General features: G+C 69.3%; 10 protein-coding genes. 8 read left to right on the forward strand and 2 right to left on the reverse strand.

What is annotated here, in order from left to right:
* Positions 1-61 precede the first annotated feature (61 nt).
* Entirely contained in the window at positions 62-2,170 is a 2,109-nt protein-coding gene (locus RIF89_RS01395) for a hypothetical protein (protein ID WP_309067375.1), read from the reverse strand.
* Positions 2,171-2,305: 135 nt separating this feature from the next.
* Here RIF89_RS01395 and RIF89_RS01400 point away from each other — a divergent pair, with 135 nt between their 5' ends.
* Positions 2,306-3,493 (forward strand): glycosyltransferase family 4 protein, encoded by a 1,188-nt coding sequence (locus tag RIF89_RS01400; RefSeq protein WP_309067376.1) that lies wholly within the window; start codon positions 2,306-2,308, stop codon positions 3,491-3,493.
* Here the strand turns inward: RIF89_RS01400 and RIF89_RS01405 are convergent.
* Entirely contained in the window at positions 3,451-5,502 is a 2,052-nt protein-coding gene (locus RIF89_RS01405; RefSeq protein WP_309067377.1) for a glycosyltransferase, read from the reverse strand. The two genes, RIF89_RS01400 and RIF89_RS01405, sit on opposite strands and share 43 nt — an antisense overlap.
* Positions 5,503-5,736: 234 nt before the next feature.
* Here RIF89_RS01405 and RIF89_RS01410 point away from each other — a divergent pair, with 234 nt between their 5' ends.
* The 7 genes from RIF89_RS01410 (at position 5,737) to RIF89_RS01440 (ending at position 15,851) form a co-directional block, all read left to right on the forward strand.
* Positions 5,737-6,531: an ABC transporter permease gene (locus tag RIF89_RS01410; protein WP_309067378.1), complete on the forward strand. Its 795-nt coding sequence runs from the start codon at positions 5,737-5,739 to the stop codon at positions 6,529-6,531.
* A gap of 3 nt (positions 6,532-6,534) precedes the next feature.
* Positions 6,535-7,281, forward strand: coding sequence for an ABC transporter ATP-binding protein (locus RIF89_RS01415; protein WP_309067379.1), 747 nt, complete (start codon positions 6,535-6,537; stop codon positions 7,279-7,281).
* 5 nt (positions 7,282-7,286) lie between these two features.
* Positions 7,287-9,611 carry a glycosyltransferase family 29 protein gene (locus RIF89_RS01420; protein WP_309067380.1) on the forward strand — a complete coding sequence of 775 codons (2,325 nt, stop codon included), beginning with the start codon at positions 7,287-7,289 and terminating at the stop codon, positions 9,609-9,611.
* Positions 9,608-10,690: a hypothetical protein gene (locus RIF89_RS01425; RefSeq protein WP_309067381.1), complete on the forward strand. Its 1,083-nt coding sequence runs from the start codon at positions 9,608-9,610 to the stop codon at positions 10,688-10,690. The genes RIF89_RS01420 and RIF89_RS01425 overlap by 4 nt, the downstream gene beginning before the upstream one ends.
* Positions 10,687-12,762, forward strand: coding sequence for an acyltransferase family protein (locus tag RIF89_RS01430; RefSeq protein ID WP_309067382.1), 2,076 nt, complete (start codon positions 10,687-10,689; stop codon positions 12,760-12,762). The genes RIF89_RS01425 and RIF89_RS01430 overlap by 4 nt, the downstream gene beginning before the upstream one ends.
* A 77-nt stretch (positions 12,763-12,839) precedes the next feature.
* Entirely contained in the window at positions 12,840-13,955 is a 1,116-nt protein-coding gene (locus tag RIF89_RS01435; RefSeq protein WP_309067383.1) for a polysaccharide pyruvyl transferase family protein, read from the forward strand.
* 93 nt (positions 13,956-14,048) lie between these two features.
* Positions 14,049-15,851, forward strand: coding sequence for a hypothetical protein (locus RIF89_RS01440; RefSeq protein WP_309067384.1), 1,803 nt, complete (start codon positions 14,049-14,051; stop codon positions 15,849-15,851).
* Positions 15,852-15,865 lie beyond the last annotated feature (14 nt).

A 15,865-nucleotide genomic window follows, 5' to 3' on the forward strand; every position in this document is an offset into this window, starting at 1 on the left:
GCGGGGGAGGTCATTCGGTCATCCTACGAAACGCGAACTGTCAGAACCGTGAGGGCACGCATCACTCCGTGAAGCCGCCCTCGAGGATGACGGGCGTCGTCGTGAGGTCGAGCGACACCTTGCCACCCGACGGCTCGAGCTCGGAGACCTTGCCCCAGGCGTCGGTGACGGTCACCGTGCTGTCGGCCGGATACTCGACGCGACGGGTGTCCTCGGACGCCCACGCCACGCGCACGAAGTCGCCCTGGTCGCCGAAGCGGACGGATCGGACGCCCTCGCGCTGGTCGATGCTCGGCGAGCCGTGACCTGCGATCTTCGAGGCGAGCAGCGCCTGCGCGAACGCCGCAGGCTTCGGCGGAAGCGCCGCCAGCCCGTCGCGCCGCGGCGCGAACAGGCCGAAGTTCGCCTCATGCGGGTCACCCTGCTTGTTGACCTGCTCCGGGTCGCTGATGAGGTCGTACCAGAAGTACTTCGCGCCGCCCGCTCCGAGGAACATCGTCTCGGCGCGGATGAGGCTGTTCGCCTGCACGTCGACCGACACCTCGGCCATGTTGCTGTCCGTGGTCCAACCCAGCTCGGTCAGCCACACGGGCATCGCGGCACCTCGGTCGGCGGACGCCTTGGTGGCGGCGCCCACGACGCGCGCGGCGCCATCCGGGTCCCAGTAGATGTCGTACGGGTGGAAGCTCACGGCGTCGCTGTGGTTCAGACCGCCGATGTCCCACAGGTGGTTGAGCCACGTCTCGTCGTAGTTGGCGGTCGAGCCGGCGATGATCGGGATGTCCGGATTGACCGCCTGCACGTGCTGCTCGACCGACTGCAGCAGCGGCAGGTAGCACTCGGGCGTGCGGCAGCCCTTGTTGAACGGCTCGTGGTTGAACTCGTTCCACACCTCGATGCCGATCACGTCCCACTGTGCGGCGACGGCTCCGGCGAAGCGCCCGAAGGCGTCGACGCCGGCCTGCCCCTCGGGCGGCGTCTTGAGCTTCTGCCAGCCCGCCTGACCCGCGTAGCCCGTGTAGACGGGGTTGCCGCTGTCGATCACGCCGAGCAGGCCGACGCCCTGCGCCTTGAGCTTGGCGATCTCGTCCACGTAGGTCTGCGTCCACTGGTAGCTGCCCGCGGTCGGCTCATTCTGGGCCCACTTGATGTCGTTGCGGGCGGCGGACAGGCCCAGCGAGGCGACAGCCTCCGCGCCGTCGCGGTTCGCGGGACGCTCGAGGTGCGTGGCCGCGCCGAGCCGCTCATCCTTGGGGATGCGACTGCCCGCGTAGTCGATGATGACCACGGGTGCGCTGACCTCCTGGCCCGCGGAGTCCTGCACCGTCACGGAGTAGTAGCCCTGCGGCACGCCGTCGAGCGGCACCGCCGAGACACCCTCACGCAGCTCCGCCGTACCGCGGATCTCGGACCCGTCCTCGTACCGCTTGGCGCTCCAGGCGGCCTCGCCGGCGGCGAGGTTCACGCCGATGGCGGCGCTGTCCTGCCGCAGGATCAGCGAATCGCTCACGATCGCCCCGGATGCCTCGACCTCCTCGAACGAGGGGTTCGGCACGACGTTCTCACCGCCGGCCGCGGTCAGGGAGACGGCGTCGAGACCGAAGCCCTCGACCGGCCCCTCTACCGTGACGACGATCTCGACGGAGGCGAGGTCCGCCGTGAAGGAGGTCGTGACGGGCACCCACGCGGCGTTGAGCTCGGGGAGCGGCACCTCGACGCCGCCGACGGTCAGCCGCACCGGCCAGGCGGCGGGGGCCTCGGTGAGCGCGCGCACCTGCGCCGAGAACTCGTACTGCTGTCCCGGCACGACGGTCGCGACCGTCTTCAGGGCGACCACCGGCTCCTCGATCGCGGGAGCGTCGACGAATGCCGCGACGACGCCGTCTGCGGCCGCGCCGACCTGCGGACGCACATCGCCGATCACGGTCTCCGGCGCCGTCTCCCAGCTGCTCAGCGCGCCGTCGACGACCGCCGCACGCGGCAGCGGCGCCGACTCCGGCGTCGCCGGGGCCGTGGGCGTAGGCGTCGCGCTGATGGTCGGGGCGGCGGTGGGCTGTGAAGCGCCGGGCTGCAGCGCGAACGCGGCGAGCGCTCCGCCGCCCGCGAGAACGACCGCGAGCGCGCTCGCGACGATCACGCGGACCTTCGTCGACCAGTTCTTGGGGTTCATGCGGGCAGGGGAATTGCTCGGGATCGACATCGTGCTCCGTGTCTGGGGAGGGAGGGGCCCGGGCGGCCGCGGTCCCAACGAGGGTACCGTGCGCCCCGACGCGAGCCTGGGAGCCCACCGCCCTAGGCTGATCGCGTGCCCGCCCGTCCCTCCGTCCTGACCGTCGCCCACGTCGCCCACACGGCCGAGCGCGGCGGCGCCGAGCTGGCTCTCGCGCGCGTGCTGGCGAGCGACTGTCGCCAGTGGCGGGCGCGTCTGGTGGTGCCGGGGCCGCTGCGCGGCGGCGCGTTCGACGGGCTCCCGGGCGACGGGCTCGCGGGCGTCGAGGTGCGCGCGGAGGGCGCGCCGCAGCCGCCGGGCGCGTCTCGCGCGACGCCCTGGGCGGCGATCCGGTTCGCGCTGTCGCTCGTGCGCCAGGCCTACCGCACGCGGCGCAGCGGCGCGTTCCGCGGGGCGCAGGTCGTGCACGCCAACTCCACGCGCGCCGCGGTGTACGCCTCGCTCGGGCTGCTCGGCACGCGCACGCCGCTTGTCGTGCACCTGCGCGACCGCGTCGAAGCCGAGGCGATCGGCCGGTTCGGCCTTCTCGCATTCCGGCTGACGGCCGCGAGACGGGCGAAGGGGTTCATCGCGAACTCCTCCGCGACGGCGGCGACCATCCGGCCGCTCCTGCGCGCGGACCAGTTCGTCGAGGTCGTCCCGAGCGCGATCGGCGTCTTGCGGGCCGACGCCGCGGTCGGCGGCGCCGACGCCTCCGTCCGTCGCGGCCCAGTCCGGATCGGGATGGTGGCGCGGCTGGACCCTTGGAAGGGGCAGGAGCAGCTGATCCGGGCGTATGCCGCCGCCGACATCGAGGGCAGAGCAACGCTGACCCTCATCGGATCGGCCGCGTTCGGCCATGAGGCCTACGAGAGCCGGCTGCGCACGCTGGTCGGCCAGCTGGGCCTGCGCGATGTCACGTTCGCGGGTTTCCGCACCGACGTGCAGGACCGGATCGACCACCTCGACGTGTGCGTGCAGTACTCCACGCGCCCGGAACCCCTCGGCCAGAACGTGCTGCAGTACCTCGCGCGCGGTCGCGCGGTGATCGCCGCGGCGGAAGGTGGGCCGCTCGAGTGGGTCACGGACGGTGTGAACGGGCTGCTCGTGCCGCCGAACGACATCGCGTCCCTGTCAGACGCGCTGCGGCGACTCGTCGACGATGCGCCGCTCCGCGCCACCCTGGGGGCGGGCGCCCTCGCCACGGAGGGGCTGCCCACCGACTGCGAGGTGTCGCGCGCTCACGCGCGCGTCTTCGCGCGTGCCGCCTCGGGCAGCCACTGATCCCCCGCCAGCAGCGTCCGCACCGCGTCGAGTTCGCCCCGGGCATCGCCGAGGCGGCGCGCGGCGTCGTCCGCGAGCTGTGAGAGCGAGGCGTCGTCGAGAGCGGCCAGTCGCGTGATCCGCTCGCTCGCGGACGCTGTCGCCCACGGCATGCCGAGCGCGTCGAAGTGGCGGGCGAGCTTGTCGGTCGCCGCTTCCGCGAGCCCCAGCGGTACGGCGCCCTCCGACAGCGCGATGAGCAGCGCGTGCAGCCGGTCGCTCAGGATGAGCCGCATCGCGGCGTACTCCCCTCGCAGCACGGCTTCCTGCTCGGCGTGCGTCACCTCACCGAATTCGACCGCGCGCCCGCCGAGGTCCGCAGCGAGGCGCAGCGCGTATTCCGTGTCGCGCGCCACCTGCGCGACTGCGACGACCTCGAGATCGAGCCGTGCGGCGAGCTCGCGCACCGCGCTGAGCCACGCCTGCGAGGGATACGGCCGGTCGAAACGCAGCGAGACGCCCAGCGCGCCGCGCGCGGCACTGGGGCCCGACGGCTCGAGCGCGAGCGCCCAGTCGGGCATCGCCGGTGCGGGGGCGAAGACCTCGGACGTGCGCGCGTCGCGCCAGCGCACGAGGTCGGCGCAGCGGAACAGCCGGTGGAACAGCCACGTGCGACCGCGCCGGGGTCCGGGAACGGCGGCGCCGAGCCACACCACCGCTCCGCCGCGGCGACGGAAGCGCCACAGAGCGGGCAGGATGCGCAGCATCTGGAGCGTGTAACGCCCGGAGAACGTGAACTCCCCCGCGTTGATCGCGAGTGTCGCGGGTCCCCGGCGGGCCGCGGCGAGCGCCTCCCCCAGCCACGCACCGAGGTTCGTGCTGACACGATCCGCCCGCCCCAGCCCGAGGCCGGAGACATACGCGTACGAGGCGTCCGCGACGTAGGCGACGAGGTCGCCCCGGGCGCGCAAAGCGTCGGCATAACCGCGGCGCAGCGCGGAGTCGCCCAGGTTGTCATCCTGACCGGTGAGCCAGGCGAACACCGCGCCCCTGCCGCTACGTCTGTCGAGCGCGCGGCGGTAGACGCGTGCATGCGCCTCGCGCACCGCGCGCCACGTACGGGCGGACAGATCCGGGGCGTCCGCAGGCGGCGTCCGTGTCGCCGCGAGCGCGCCGGCGAGCGCGGCCGCCGTGAGCGGCCCCTCGAACAGCTGCACCCAGTCGGACCCGACCTCGTCGCGCAGCGCGCGGCCCGTGACCGAGTCGGGGATCAGCACGGGCCGCCCGAGCGAGAGGGCGACGAGCGCCGCCCCCGAGCTGTGCAGCCGTCGATACGGCAGCACCACGAGCTGCGCGGCGGTCACCTCGGCGACGAGCTCGCGGTCGGGGATGAACCCGAAGCGATGGCTGATGCGCGCGTCGTCCTGCTGCGCGATCGCGTCGGCGAGAGCCGGGTCCATGGGCTTGCCCACGAGACGCAGCGTCGCTCCGTCCTCGTCCACCGCCGCGAACGCGTCGAGCAGCTCCTCGATGCCCTTGTACGGGCGGATCAGGCCGAAGAACAGCGCTCGTCCTGGGACCCGCTCGGAGCGAGGATGCGCGCCGTGCGGCTCGACGTAGCTGCCGTGCGGGATCGCGACGGCCTCGGCCGCCGTGACGCGATCCGGCTCGGGGACGAGGTGGATCTCGATCGCCGCGAGGCGCTCGAACGCCCGCCGGTCGCGCAGCTGCCGTGGCGACATCGCCTCGTGCGGCTCACGGTTGTGCAGCGTGTAGACCACCGGCACGCGCGCCAGGCGCAGGCGCAGCCGCAGCAGGCGCGACAGCAGAGTGGACGCCAGGAGCCGGACCCCGCGCCCGTGGCCGACGAGGGCCTCAGGCCAGTGCAGGTGGAACAGGTCGTATCGGCCGAGGATCGCGCGCGGCCACGTGAAGAACGCGACCTCGACGTCGTCCCCCGCGACGGCTGCCATGTGGGTGGCGTACTTCGTCTCGGCATCCGGCCGACGCATCGAGTGGAGCACACGCACGGCTCGACTGTATGTCATCCGGGGTCAACGGCCTCGGCCGTCCCCAGGCAGCGTCAAGCGCGGTTCCGGTAACGTCATGCCGTTCAGCGCTCGTCGCGCCGCTACTCTCGACGAAGCGCGCTCGCGTCACGAAGGAATCACGCCACCCATGCACTCAAGCTCTTCTGTCGGCTACCCCGGCCGTACGCTCGGCGCGGTCGCGCGGCCCTCCGGCGTGCGCATCGTGAGCGCCTCGTGAGCACCGCGACCTCCGTCGGGCCGCAGGGTTCACCGCGCCGGTACATCCACTCGCTCTGGCTGCTCTCGTCGCGCGACCTGAAGGTCAAGTACGCCACCAGCTGGCTGGGATATCTCTGGTCGATCCTCGACCCGCTCTTGATGTGCCTCATCTACTGGTTCGTCTTTACGCAGATCTTCGACCGCCACGGCGGCGAGGATCCGTTCATCGTCTACCTCATCGTGGGCATGCTGCCCTGGCAATGGTTCGCCTCTGCCATCAGCGATTCGACCCAGGCGCTCACGAAGGACCAGAAGCTCGTGACGTCGACGGGCATCCCGAACACGATCTGGGTGTTGCGCGTCGCGCTTACGACGGGGATGTCTTTCCTGTTCTCGCTCCCGGTACTGGCCGCCTTCGTGATCATCGGGCAGGTGCCAGTCAATGCTGGCCTGCTGTGGTTCCCCGTTGCGATGCTCATCCAGGTGGTACTCGTGACCGGAATCGGCCTGATCCTTGCGCCCTTGTGCGTGCTGGTGAGTGACCTGAGCCGCACGACTCGTCTCTTGGTCCGTGTGCTGTTCTACGCGTCCCCCGTGATCTACGCCGCAGACCTGCTTCCCGAGTCCTTCCGCTGGGTTCAGCTCGTCAATCCGATGTTCGGCATCCTGTCGCTGTACCGGACGGGCCTGTTCCCCAATCAGTGGAACGGATCAGCCGTTATCGCGAGCGTCCTGATGAGCGTCGTTCTGCTCGCTATCGGCCTGCTGGTGTTCCGCCCGCTCATGCGGCCCGTCCTGAAGGACCTGTGATCCATGTCCAACATCACCATCGAGGCGCAGGACCTCGGCATCCGCTTCCGGTTGGACCGGCGCGGTCGCCGTAGCCTGAAGGATTTGTTCGGCAGCACGGCGCGTCGCAGCCGCCCAGGCGAGTTCTGGGCGCTGCGCAACGTGAGCTTCCGGGTTCAGCAGGGAGAGGCGATCGGCGTCGTGGGCCGCAACGGACAGGGCAAGTCGACGCTGTTGAAGCTGGTCGCGGGCGTGCTTCAGCCGGATGAGGGCTTCGTCCGCGTCAACGGCGGCGTGGCGCCGCTGATCGCCATCACGGGGGGCTTCGAAGGCAATCTCACCGTGCGCGAGAACGTGAGCCTTGTGGCGGGGCTACACGGTATGCCGCGCTCCGAGGTCACACGGCGCTTCGACAGCATTATCGACTTCGCCGAGCTCGAGAAGTTTGTCAACACCCCCTTCAAGCACCTTTCGAGCGGCATGAAGGCGCGTCTGGCGTTCGCCGTCGTGTCGCAGCTCGACGAGCCGACCCTCCTCGTCGACGAGGTGCTAGCCGTCGGCGACAAGGCTTTTCGCGAGAAGTGCTTCTCGCGGATCGAGGAGATGCTCGGCGAGGGACGCACCCTCTTCCTGGTCTCGCACAACGCTGGCAACCTGAAGCGGTTCTGCACGCGCGGGCTCTACATCGACGGCGGCACGCTGGCGATGGACGACGAGATCAACGCGGTGCTCAAGCGCTACGCGCAGGACTACCCGCCGGTGAAGCACTGACCATCATGGACCTGCTCAACTCGCTCAAGAAGAACGCCACCACGCGCAAGCTGGTTCGCAAGGCGAAATCGATCCCGGGTGGACGCACGGCCCTAGAGGGAGCCGCGCGCGTGCTGCGCAGGGTTGACGCCCTCCGCAACGGCCCTGAGCCCTTTTCCGTTGACCCCGTTCGCGAGCAGGACTTCCACATGCTGCGTGCCGAGTGGCGCGACCGCGGGCCGAGCGAGATGCTGCTTGCGCAGGCGCGCGCCATGCAGGACAACACGATCGCGTGGAACGCCCTCCACCCCTCGACCTGGCTCGTCTACGCGGGCGCGCTCGCTGAGCGCGGCGAGACCGACGCGGCCGGGCGCATCCTTCGGCGCTACGCGGCGAAGTTCGGAGCCGACGGCATCGCACAGGTGCTGCCGCTCGCGCGCCTGGCACACGAGATCGGCCTGCGAACGGCCGCGATTGATCGCGCCGCGGCAGTGACGAATGCCTTCACCGCAGCCGGAGCGGCGGATCGCTTCCGCGCGATCGTCGAGAAGGGCACGGTCGCGGTCGTGGGCAATGGCCCTGGTAACCTCGACACCGGTCGCGGCGCAGAGATCGACGCGCACGACGTGGTGATCCGCTTCAACAACCACCCCGACGGCTATGAGGACGATTACGGTTCTCGCACGGACATCTGGGTGCGCGGCGCGCACCGCGACGTGCGCGACCGCCACGACCTGAGGCACATTGCGCTCGTGGTGTGGGAGATGGATCTGTTCCGCAACGTCCTCGAAGACGCGTCACATCTGGAGATCCTCTTTCGCGACACGTTGTTCTCCCCGGAGAAAATCACCTGGATTCAGACCGAGACCAAGCGCACCCTTCGCGAGGCGTCCGGCCTGATGCTGCCGACGAGCGGCGCGCAGGTGCTGTGGGCGTTGCATCAGGCGCGCGGCGACCTCGAGGGCGTCGACGTATACGGCTTCTCGGGTCTCGACGGCAGCAACGATCACGGGCATTACTACGACAAGCTCGGTGACATGGCAGCTCGTCACGACGCGGACGCGGAGGGCGCGTTCGTGCGCTCCCTCATCCGGCGCGACGTTCCACTGGTGCAGGACGACCACGTCGTCGTGTTCAACTGCGCCTACCGCGCCTATGACCCGTCACGGGGCCGCACTGGCGGCCCCGCCGGTGTGCTCGCGACCCAGCGCAAAGCGCTCGGCGACGCGCACGCCGGTCACGAGCTGCGCTACATCTTCGACGAGGGCGACAAGGCGGATCTGCGTCACCGTGTCGGGCCACGGATCGCCGGCCTCGGCGGCAAGGTCGCCGACATCCTGCTTGGCGCCGAGTACTTCAGCACCCACCCGGAAGTGCGCGCAGCTCAGAGCGCCGGGCGCAACATGTTCGCTGTGTGCCACGAGCTGGGCACTGCGCTTGGCGCGCGGCAGCTGGGCATCCCCTACGTCATCGTGTATCACCAGCAGGGCAGCACCTTGCAGGAGTTGCGCTCAATCGGTCGCGAGCCAAGTGCACAGGAGGTGCTCGCAGCCACGCGCCTGGAGGAACTGATTTGCGCCGGCGCTGAGAAGGTGTACTTCCCGAGTATGGGCGCCCGCGCCACGTTCGAGGCAACGGCCGGCCCTGCCATCGCGGCTCGCGCTCCCCTGGCCGATACCGCGTTGTACAACACCGTTTCGGCGGTCGATCATGGCGATGAGGACCGTACCGTACGCGAGGAGCTGCTTCGCAAGATCTCAACGAAGCTGAATCTCCCAGTCAAGGACGCCGACACGGACGTCTTCTTGAGCGTGGGCGACTGGAACGAGGACAAGGGTCTCGACCGGGTGCCCGCGCTGCTGAGCCGTCATGCAGAGCGCTCGGGCCGCAAAATCTTGTGGCTCGCGATCGGGTCGGCGTCCAGCCGATCGCTGTTCAATCGCATGACGGCCGCAAAGGCCGGGTGGAACTTCGAGGCGCGGCTGATCGGCGAGCGCATGACGCACGACCGGCTGCTCGCCCTCTTGGACTACGCGGACTACTACGTGATGATGCACCGCAATGCGATCTTCGACCTCGCGACGCTCGAGGCGATGAGGGCGGGCAAAGCGCTCATCCTGAGCCCGGTCGGTGGCAACCCGGAGGTCAACCTCGCGGGCAACGTCGAATTCGTCACCGAGGAGCGGATCGACGAGGTTTGCGATGCGATCGCCCGTCGCGACCGCGAGGAGTGGGGCGACCTGAACAGATCGGTCTTCGACGATCACTTTTCTCTCGGTCACTTCGCCGACCGCTATCGCGGGATGCTCGACGAGCACCTCGCCCGACTCGCGGGAGCCACGCCCCAGTGAAGAAAGCGCTCTGGATTACCTGCGGCCCGCGCGGCAACGCGGGCGACGCCTTGCTCTACGAGGTCACACCCCGGTTGTTCGATGGGCTGATCGACCTCGACTTCCGATATGTGAGCGAGCCCACGTACTTGTCGCGTAAGGACAGGGCCACGCAGAACGTCGTGATCGGTCCCGGCGGCCTGTTCGTGCAGACGAACTCGTCCCGCCACCTGCACTCGAAACTCACCAAGCAGTGGTCTCAGTTCGAGACCAAGACGTTCCACCTGTGGTCGACGGGTATCCTGTCCCAGCCGACCGAGGATGAGGCCGCCGACGTGCGACGCGTCACCTCGCGCGCCGCGAGCATTATCGTGCGGGCCACCAAGGAGTCGGAGTACTTACGGGACGTTGCAGGCGTCGAATCAGAGTGGGCGCCGTGCGCGTCGCTGTTTACCGACCGCCTGCTGGGCGTCGAGAAGCGGCTTCGCGACGTGGTCGTCGTCAACCTCGATCACTTCCACTTCACGGAGGAGAACATCGCGGACCACCCGCTCAAGCGGTTCCGTGACTACGCCGCTTCCGAAGGGCTCGAGGTGCGCTCGATGGTCAACGCGGGAGGTGACTCCAACCCGCTCATGCTCGACCTGTTCCCGGTGATCGACGCAGACAGAGAGCCGCTCGAGGCCTTCCTCCGCGGCGGCCCCACCGGGCGCGAGTTCAACGATGGCTACAACGCCGCGCTGAAGAGGTACAAGACGTTCGGTCACCGCTACACCGGCGCCCGCTTCGCGTTCGGCAAGCGCTTGCACGGCTGGTTGCCCTTCATGGCCTTCGACACCCCGGCCGCCTTCATCGGTATGGCCGCGCGCCGCGGCATGCCGATGGACTACTTCGGCACCAACGAGTTCCTGTGCGCCGTGCCGCACCGGCGCGGAATGAACCGCGAGGCGCTCGACAGCATGGCCAACGCGATGATCGGCAAGCTGAACTTTTTCGTCAAGAACGAGGACGCCCTCACGGCACGGATCGCGGAGCGCCGCGAGGAGCTGTGGCAGCAGCTGCAGGGCCAGGCCCGTGACTTCGCGGCGAAGCTGCGATGACCGGGCAGCTCGTGAGGGAGCGGGCCGCGGGCGCCCGCACGCAGGCGAAGTCCGGCTTCCGGATCGACATCCAAGCTTTGCGGGCCGTCGCGGTCATGGGCGTTGTCCTGTTCCACCTCTGGCCCGGCCTCGTTCCAGGCGGCTACGTGGGCGTCGATGTCTTCTTCGTTGTCTCGGGCTTCCTCATCACGGCTCATCTCGACCGGGAGATCCAGGCGAGCGGCACCGTGCGCCTCGCCCGGTTCTGGGCGCGGCGTGTGCGTCGCCTGCTGCCGGCCGCGCTGACAGTGCTCGCCGTGACGGCCCTCGCCACCTTCCTCCTCGTGCCGCAGAGCTTCTGGGCTCAGCATTTCCGCGAGATCGCCGCCAGCGCGTTGTATGTCGAGAACTGGACCCTCGCCGCCGACGCCGTCGACTACCTGAACGCGGAGAACGCAGCCTCCTCGGCGCAGCACTACTGGTCCCTGTCGGTCGAGGAGCAGTTCTATGTCATCTGGCCGCTCCTGCTGCTGTTCGCGGTGGGAATCGCGCGCCGGGTCCGCCGTTCGCCTGCGCTGGCCCTTCGGGTGGCCCTCATCGTCGTGGGCGTCGCGAGCCTGGCGGCTTCGGTTGTGGTGACGGCCGTCGACCCGGCGCCCGCCTACTTCGTGACGTACACGCGGGCATGGGAGTTCGCGGCGGGTGGCCTCCTCGCCCTGTCGCCCCTAGCGCGCCGCGAGCCCTCGCGCGGCGCAGCCACGCTGCTCCGCGGCGTGGGCTGGCTGCTGGTGCTGGGCACCACGATCGGCTACTCGTCCGATCTGCCGTTCCCCGGCTGGATCGCGCTCGTCCCCGTGCTCGGCACACTCGCGGTTATCGCGGCTGGCCCGACGCCGACGAGCCGGTTCGACGCCCGTCTGGTCGGGGCCGCCCCGGTGCAGTATCTCGGCACGGTGTCGTACTCGCTCTATCTCTGGCACTGGCCGCTCGTGGTCCTCGCCCCGTTCGTCGTGTCATGGTCCGAGCCCTGGCTTGGACTCGTGCTGCTGGTGCTCGGCGTGCTGCTCGCGCACGCGACGCAGCGCTGGATCGAGAACCCCGTGCGATTCCATCCGACCCTGACCCACAGCACCGGGCGCAGCGTCGCCTTCGCAGCGGTAGGGATGGCCGTGGTGGTCGCGCTCGCCGGCTCGGGCATGATCATCGCTCAGCGGTCGGCCGATGCGAGCGTTGCGCAGGCGGAGGAGATCGTGTCGCAGGGTCAGGCCTGCTTCGGTGCCGATGCGACACTGGGCGATCCGGCGTCCTGCCCGAATCCTGAGCTCGACGGCGTCCTGCTCCCCGAGCCCGCCGGACGGCTCGAAGACACGTCGGGCGCGTACTCTTGCTATCTGAGCGAGCCGGTCGACGCCCCGAAGGTCTGCACGATTGGCGCCGAGGACCCGACCGCACGCATCGCGCTGGTAGGCGATTCGCACGCGGCGATGCTCATCCCGGCGCTGAAACCGCACCTGGAAAAGCTCGGCTGGGCGATCGACCTGTACGTCTCGCGCGGGGGCATGCTCGCGGCGCCCTCGGGCAGCGACGACATGGACGAGTATCGCCGTACGCTCATCTCCGAGCTCCGCGACGGCGGGTATGACCTGGTGCTGGCCACTGCCCGGCGTTCTCCCGAGGTTACGCACGGTCAGGACCCCTCCCTGCCGCTGATCGCCGAGGCTCTGCGCGCCGTCGCCGACTCCGGGGCACAAGTCGTGGCGTTGAGCGACAACCCGTACCTCAGCGAGTCCGCGGATGCGTGCATCGCGGCCGCGGAGGATCTCACTAGCGCCAAGAGCTGCGAGATGACGCGCGACGAAGCTCTGGCCTTCTCCGACCCGCTCCCTGCCGCCGTGGAGGCGGCCGGTGCCGGCGTGCATCTCGTGGATCTGACGACCGCGTACTGCGATGACGACCGATGCCCGCTGGTGGTCGGCAACGTCGTCGTGTACCGCGACCGGCACCACATCACGGCGACCTTCGCACGCACGCTCGGCCCCTTCCTCGCACGCGAGATCGATCGAATGCTCGCCGACCCGGCCACGGCCGGATGACGCGACGGATTGAGCGACCGCGCGACGTTATGCTCATTGAGCCCCGCACCAGCCCGGCACCCATGGAGGACTGACAGATGCCTGGAATCATCGACAGGATCAAGGCGCTCGTGTCGCGCCGCGCGGAGGCGCCCACCTCCGTGACGCCCGCCCCCGCGACCGGCGCGCCTCGCAAGCCCGTGCTCGGTCTCGCCGGTTTCTTCGGCGCGGGCAACTACGGCGACGAGTTGTTCCTCGAGGTGTTCGAGCAGTATTTCGGAGACGAATTCGAGCTCCGCGTCCTCGCGGACAAGACGTCGCAGCCGTACTATTCACGGCCGGTCGCCGAGATCGTCAACGAAGTCGACGCCATCCTGATCGGCGGCGGCGACATCCTGCAGCCGTGGGGCCGGGACCCGCGCTACTTCAACCCCGCCTTCCTCAAGAAGCCCTGCTTCGTCGTGGGCATCGGCGTGCCGCAGTACCGCAACGCGAAGCCCGCCCGCCCCGAGGTCATCGAACGCCACAAAGCGTTCTTCCGCAACGCCAACCTCAAGCGGATCGGCGTGCGCGACGACCAGGCGGCCAAGTGGATCCGCGAGCACCTGGAACCGGAGCTCCCGGTGCTTGTCGCACCCGACATCGTCTGCACCCTCGACCTCCCCGATGCCCCCAAGCCAGCGGGCGCGCCCATCCTGGGCGTCGTCACTCGCTTCCGCCCGAACCGTGAGGTGCCGGACGACTACACCCAGGTGAAGCGCCTCGCCGAGACCGCTCAGCAACAGGGCTGGCGCATCCGCCATCTGATCCTCGGCACCGCCGAGGTCGGTCGGCGCGACGCCTCCAACGCGGCCGACCTGGACGTGCCGGGCAAGGAGGTCTTCTACTCAGAGGACTTGCAGGAGATCACGCGTGCCATCGGCGAGTGCTCCGCCTTCGCGAGCATGAAGTTCCACGGAAGCGTGGTGGCGACGATGTACGGCATCCCATCCGTCGTCATGATCGCTACGAACAAGAACGTGAACTTCATGAAGCGCATTGGCCTGAGTGCGCTGCTGTCGCAGTTCGACGCGCCGGATCTGACCGAGAAGTGGCTGAACCGCCCCGAGGTCGACCTGGCCGACGTGAAGCGCATCCGCGCCGAGTCCGATGCGCACATGCGCGAGCTCGTCGCCGAGGTCAAGGCGACGGTCGGCCAGACCACCGCCGCCTGATCGGCGCGATCTGAGCAATCCTGCGGGTCCCGCTCCCCAGGAACCGCACTATCGACCGCTCCGCGTTGCCGCAGCGCCGGAAAGCAACACCTCATGTCGAACTTCGCCTTCGTGATGGCCGACCGCGGACGCGTCGGTGCAGTGGAGAGTTGGCTCGCACGCCACGCCGCCCCCGGCGAGGTGCATCGTGTGCCCCTGACGAGGCGGATAACGCTTTTCCTTGTCGCGCCCGCGGTGGACGGCGCGATCCGTGGGAGCACCTTCTTCCGAGGCAACGCGGTTCTCGACGAGCACAATGCGCTTGCCTTCGGCGCCGACGGCTGGGCGAGCCTGCGCGCCGCTCGCCCGACCGCCACGCTCGACGCCGCGACGGGCGAATTCGCGGCCGCGACGTGGGACAGCTCACGACTCCTGGTGCAAGGCGACATCTTCTCGTGCGTCGCCGTGCTGCACACGGCGGGCCGCGGCTTCGCCGCTGTGTCGGACTCGCTCCTGCTCCTCGCCTCTTTGCGACGAGCTCTCGGGGCAGCGGTCACACCCAATGACGAGGTCGTGCTCGCGCGAACCGTGCCCAATGGGCAGGCGGCGCAGCAGATGTCGCGTCGCACGATCGCGAAGGACATTGAGTTCGTGCCGGCGGGGCGACGCCTCGAGATCGGTACGGCCCTCCTGCGGCCGCGACTCATCGGCGCACCAGTGGGCCAGCGAGTGCTTTCCTACGACACTCACGATGCCAAAGCCGTGCTGCGGCGCAGCGCTTCCTTCCTTGTGGGACACGTTGCCGCACTGGCCTCAATCCCACGCTGGTCGCTGACGATCCTGCTGTCGGGCGGATACGACTCCCGCACGGTGCTCGCCGCCGCGCATCTCGCCAAGGTCCTCGATGGCTCGCGTATCGAGAGCAGGAACGACGTCCCGGCGCACCACGCTGACTATGCCGCCGCGGAGCGCCTCGCGAAGCACTTCGGCTTCGCGCTGAACGGCGTAGGCCGTACGCCGCCGGTCGAGTTGCCGAGAGACAGCCGGATGGCCGCGGTGCCGGCGTGGGCCTCCACCCTTCTCGGCACATACGACCGACTTGTGCCCGATCTCGATGTTCGACACGCGCCACGCAGCAGCATGCTGACGGGCATCGGCGCCGAGATCTTCAAGGGCAACTGGGGCTGGAAGAGCATCTCCGACCACGTCGCGGGACTCAAACCAATGGAGAGCGACCGCCTGGCCGCCTACCGGAGAGAGCTCGAACGCGGCGTGCGCGACCAGGGCGGACGCCCCGAGTGGGCCGACGCCTCGGAACTGCAGTACATCGGCTTCCGCAACGGCCTGCACGCTGCACCGCACGTCACCGAGCACCTGCTGGGATCGCGACCGCTACAGCAGCTCGCTCTTGCCGCCGTCGGACACGTCCGCACGGATGGCGGCCTGGGCACGCGGCGCCGGGAGCACGCAACGTTCTGGGCCGACAAGCGCTCAATCCTCGATCTCCTCGTCCTGATCGCGCCGGCGATGGCTCCTATGCCGTACGACATTCCAGAGAAGACGGTTTCACCTGCCGAAGTGGAAGAGCGCCTCGCGCGGCTAGGGGGACCGCTCAGCCGCGAGGAGATCACGGGCGTCCGCGTCTTCGGCGATCCGCGGAGCGCTCCGGCCGGAATGCTCCAGCTCGGCGCCAGCATCGCGCGCGAGTACGGGTTCGACGTCCCTCACTCCGCCGAGCCGGTCCTCGACCTGGCCGAGCGTGTGTTCGCTGGCACGTCGCTGCCGGACGGCTACGCGCAGATTTACGAGCGTCTGCTGAAAGTCGGAAAGAGAAACGTACTCGACAAGGGACTCCCACTTGCATCGTCCGGCGCAGCGTTGCCGAAGGTGCTAAGCCTGGCGGTCTTCCAGCGCTGACGAAGTCGCTCAGG

The organism is Microbacterium sp., from assembly GCF_031178525.1.
GTDB lineage: Bacteria > Actinomycetota > Actinomycetes > Actinomycetales > Microbacteriaceae > Microbacterium.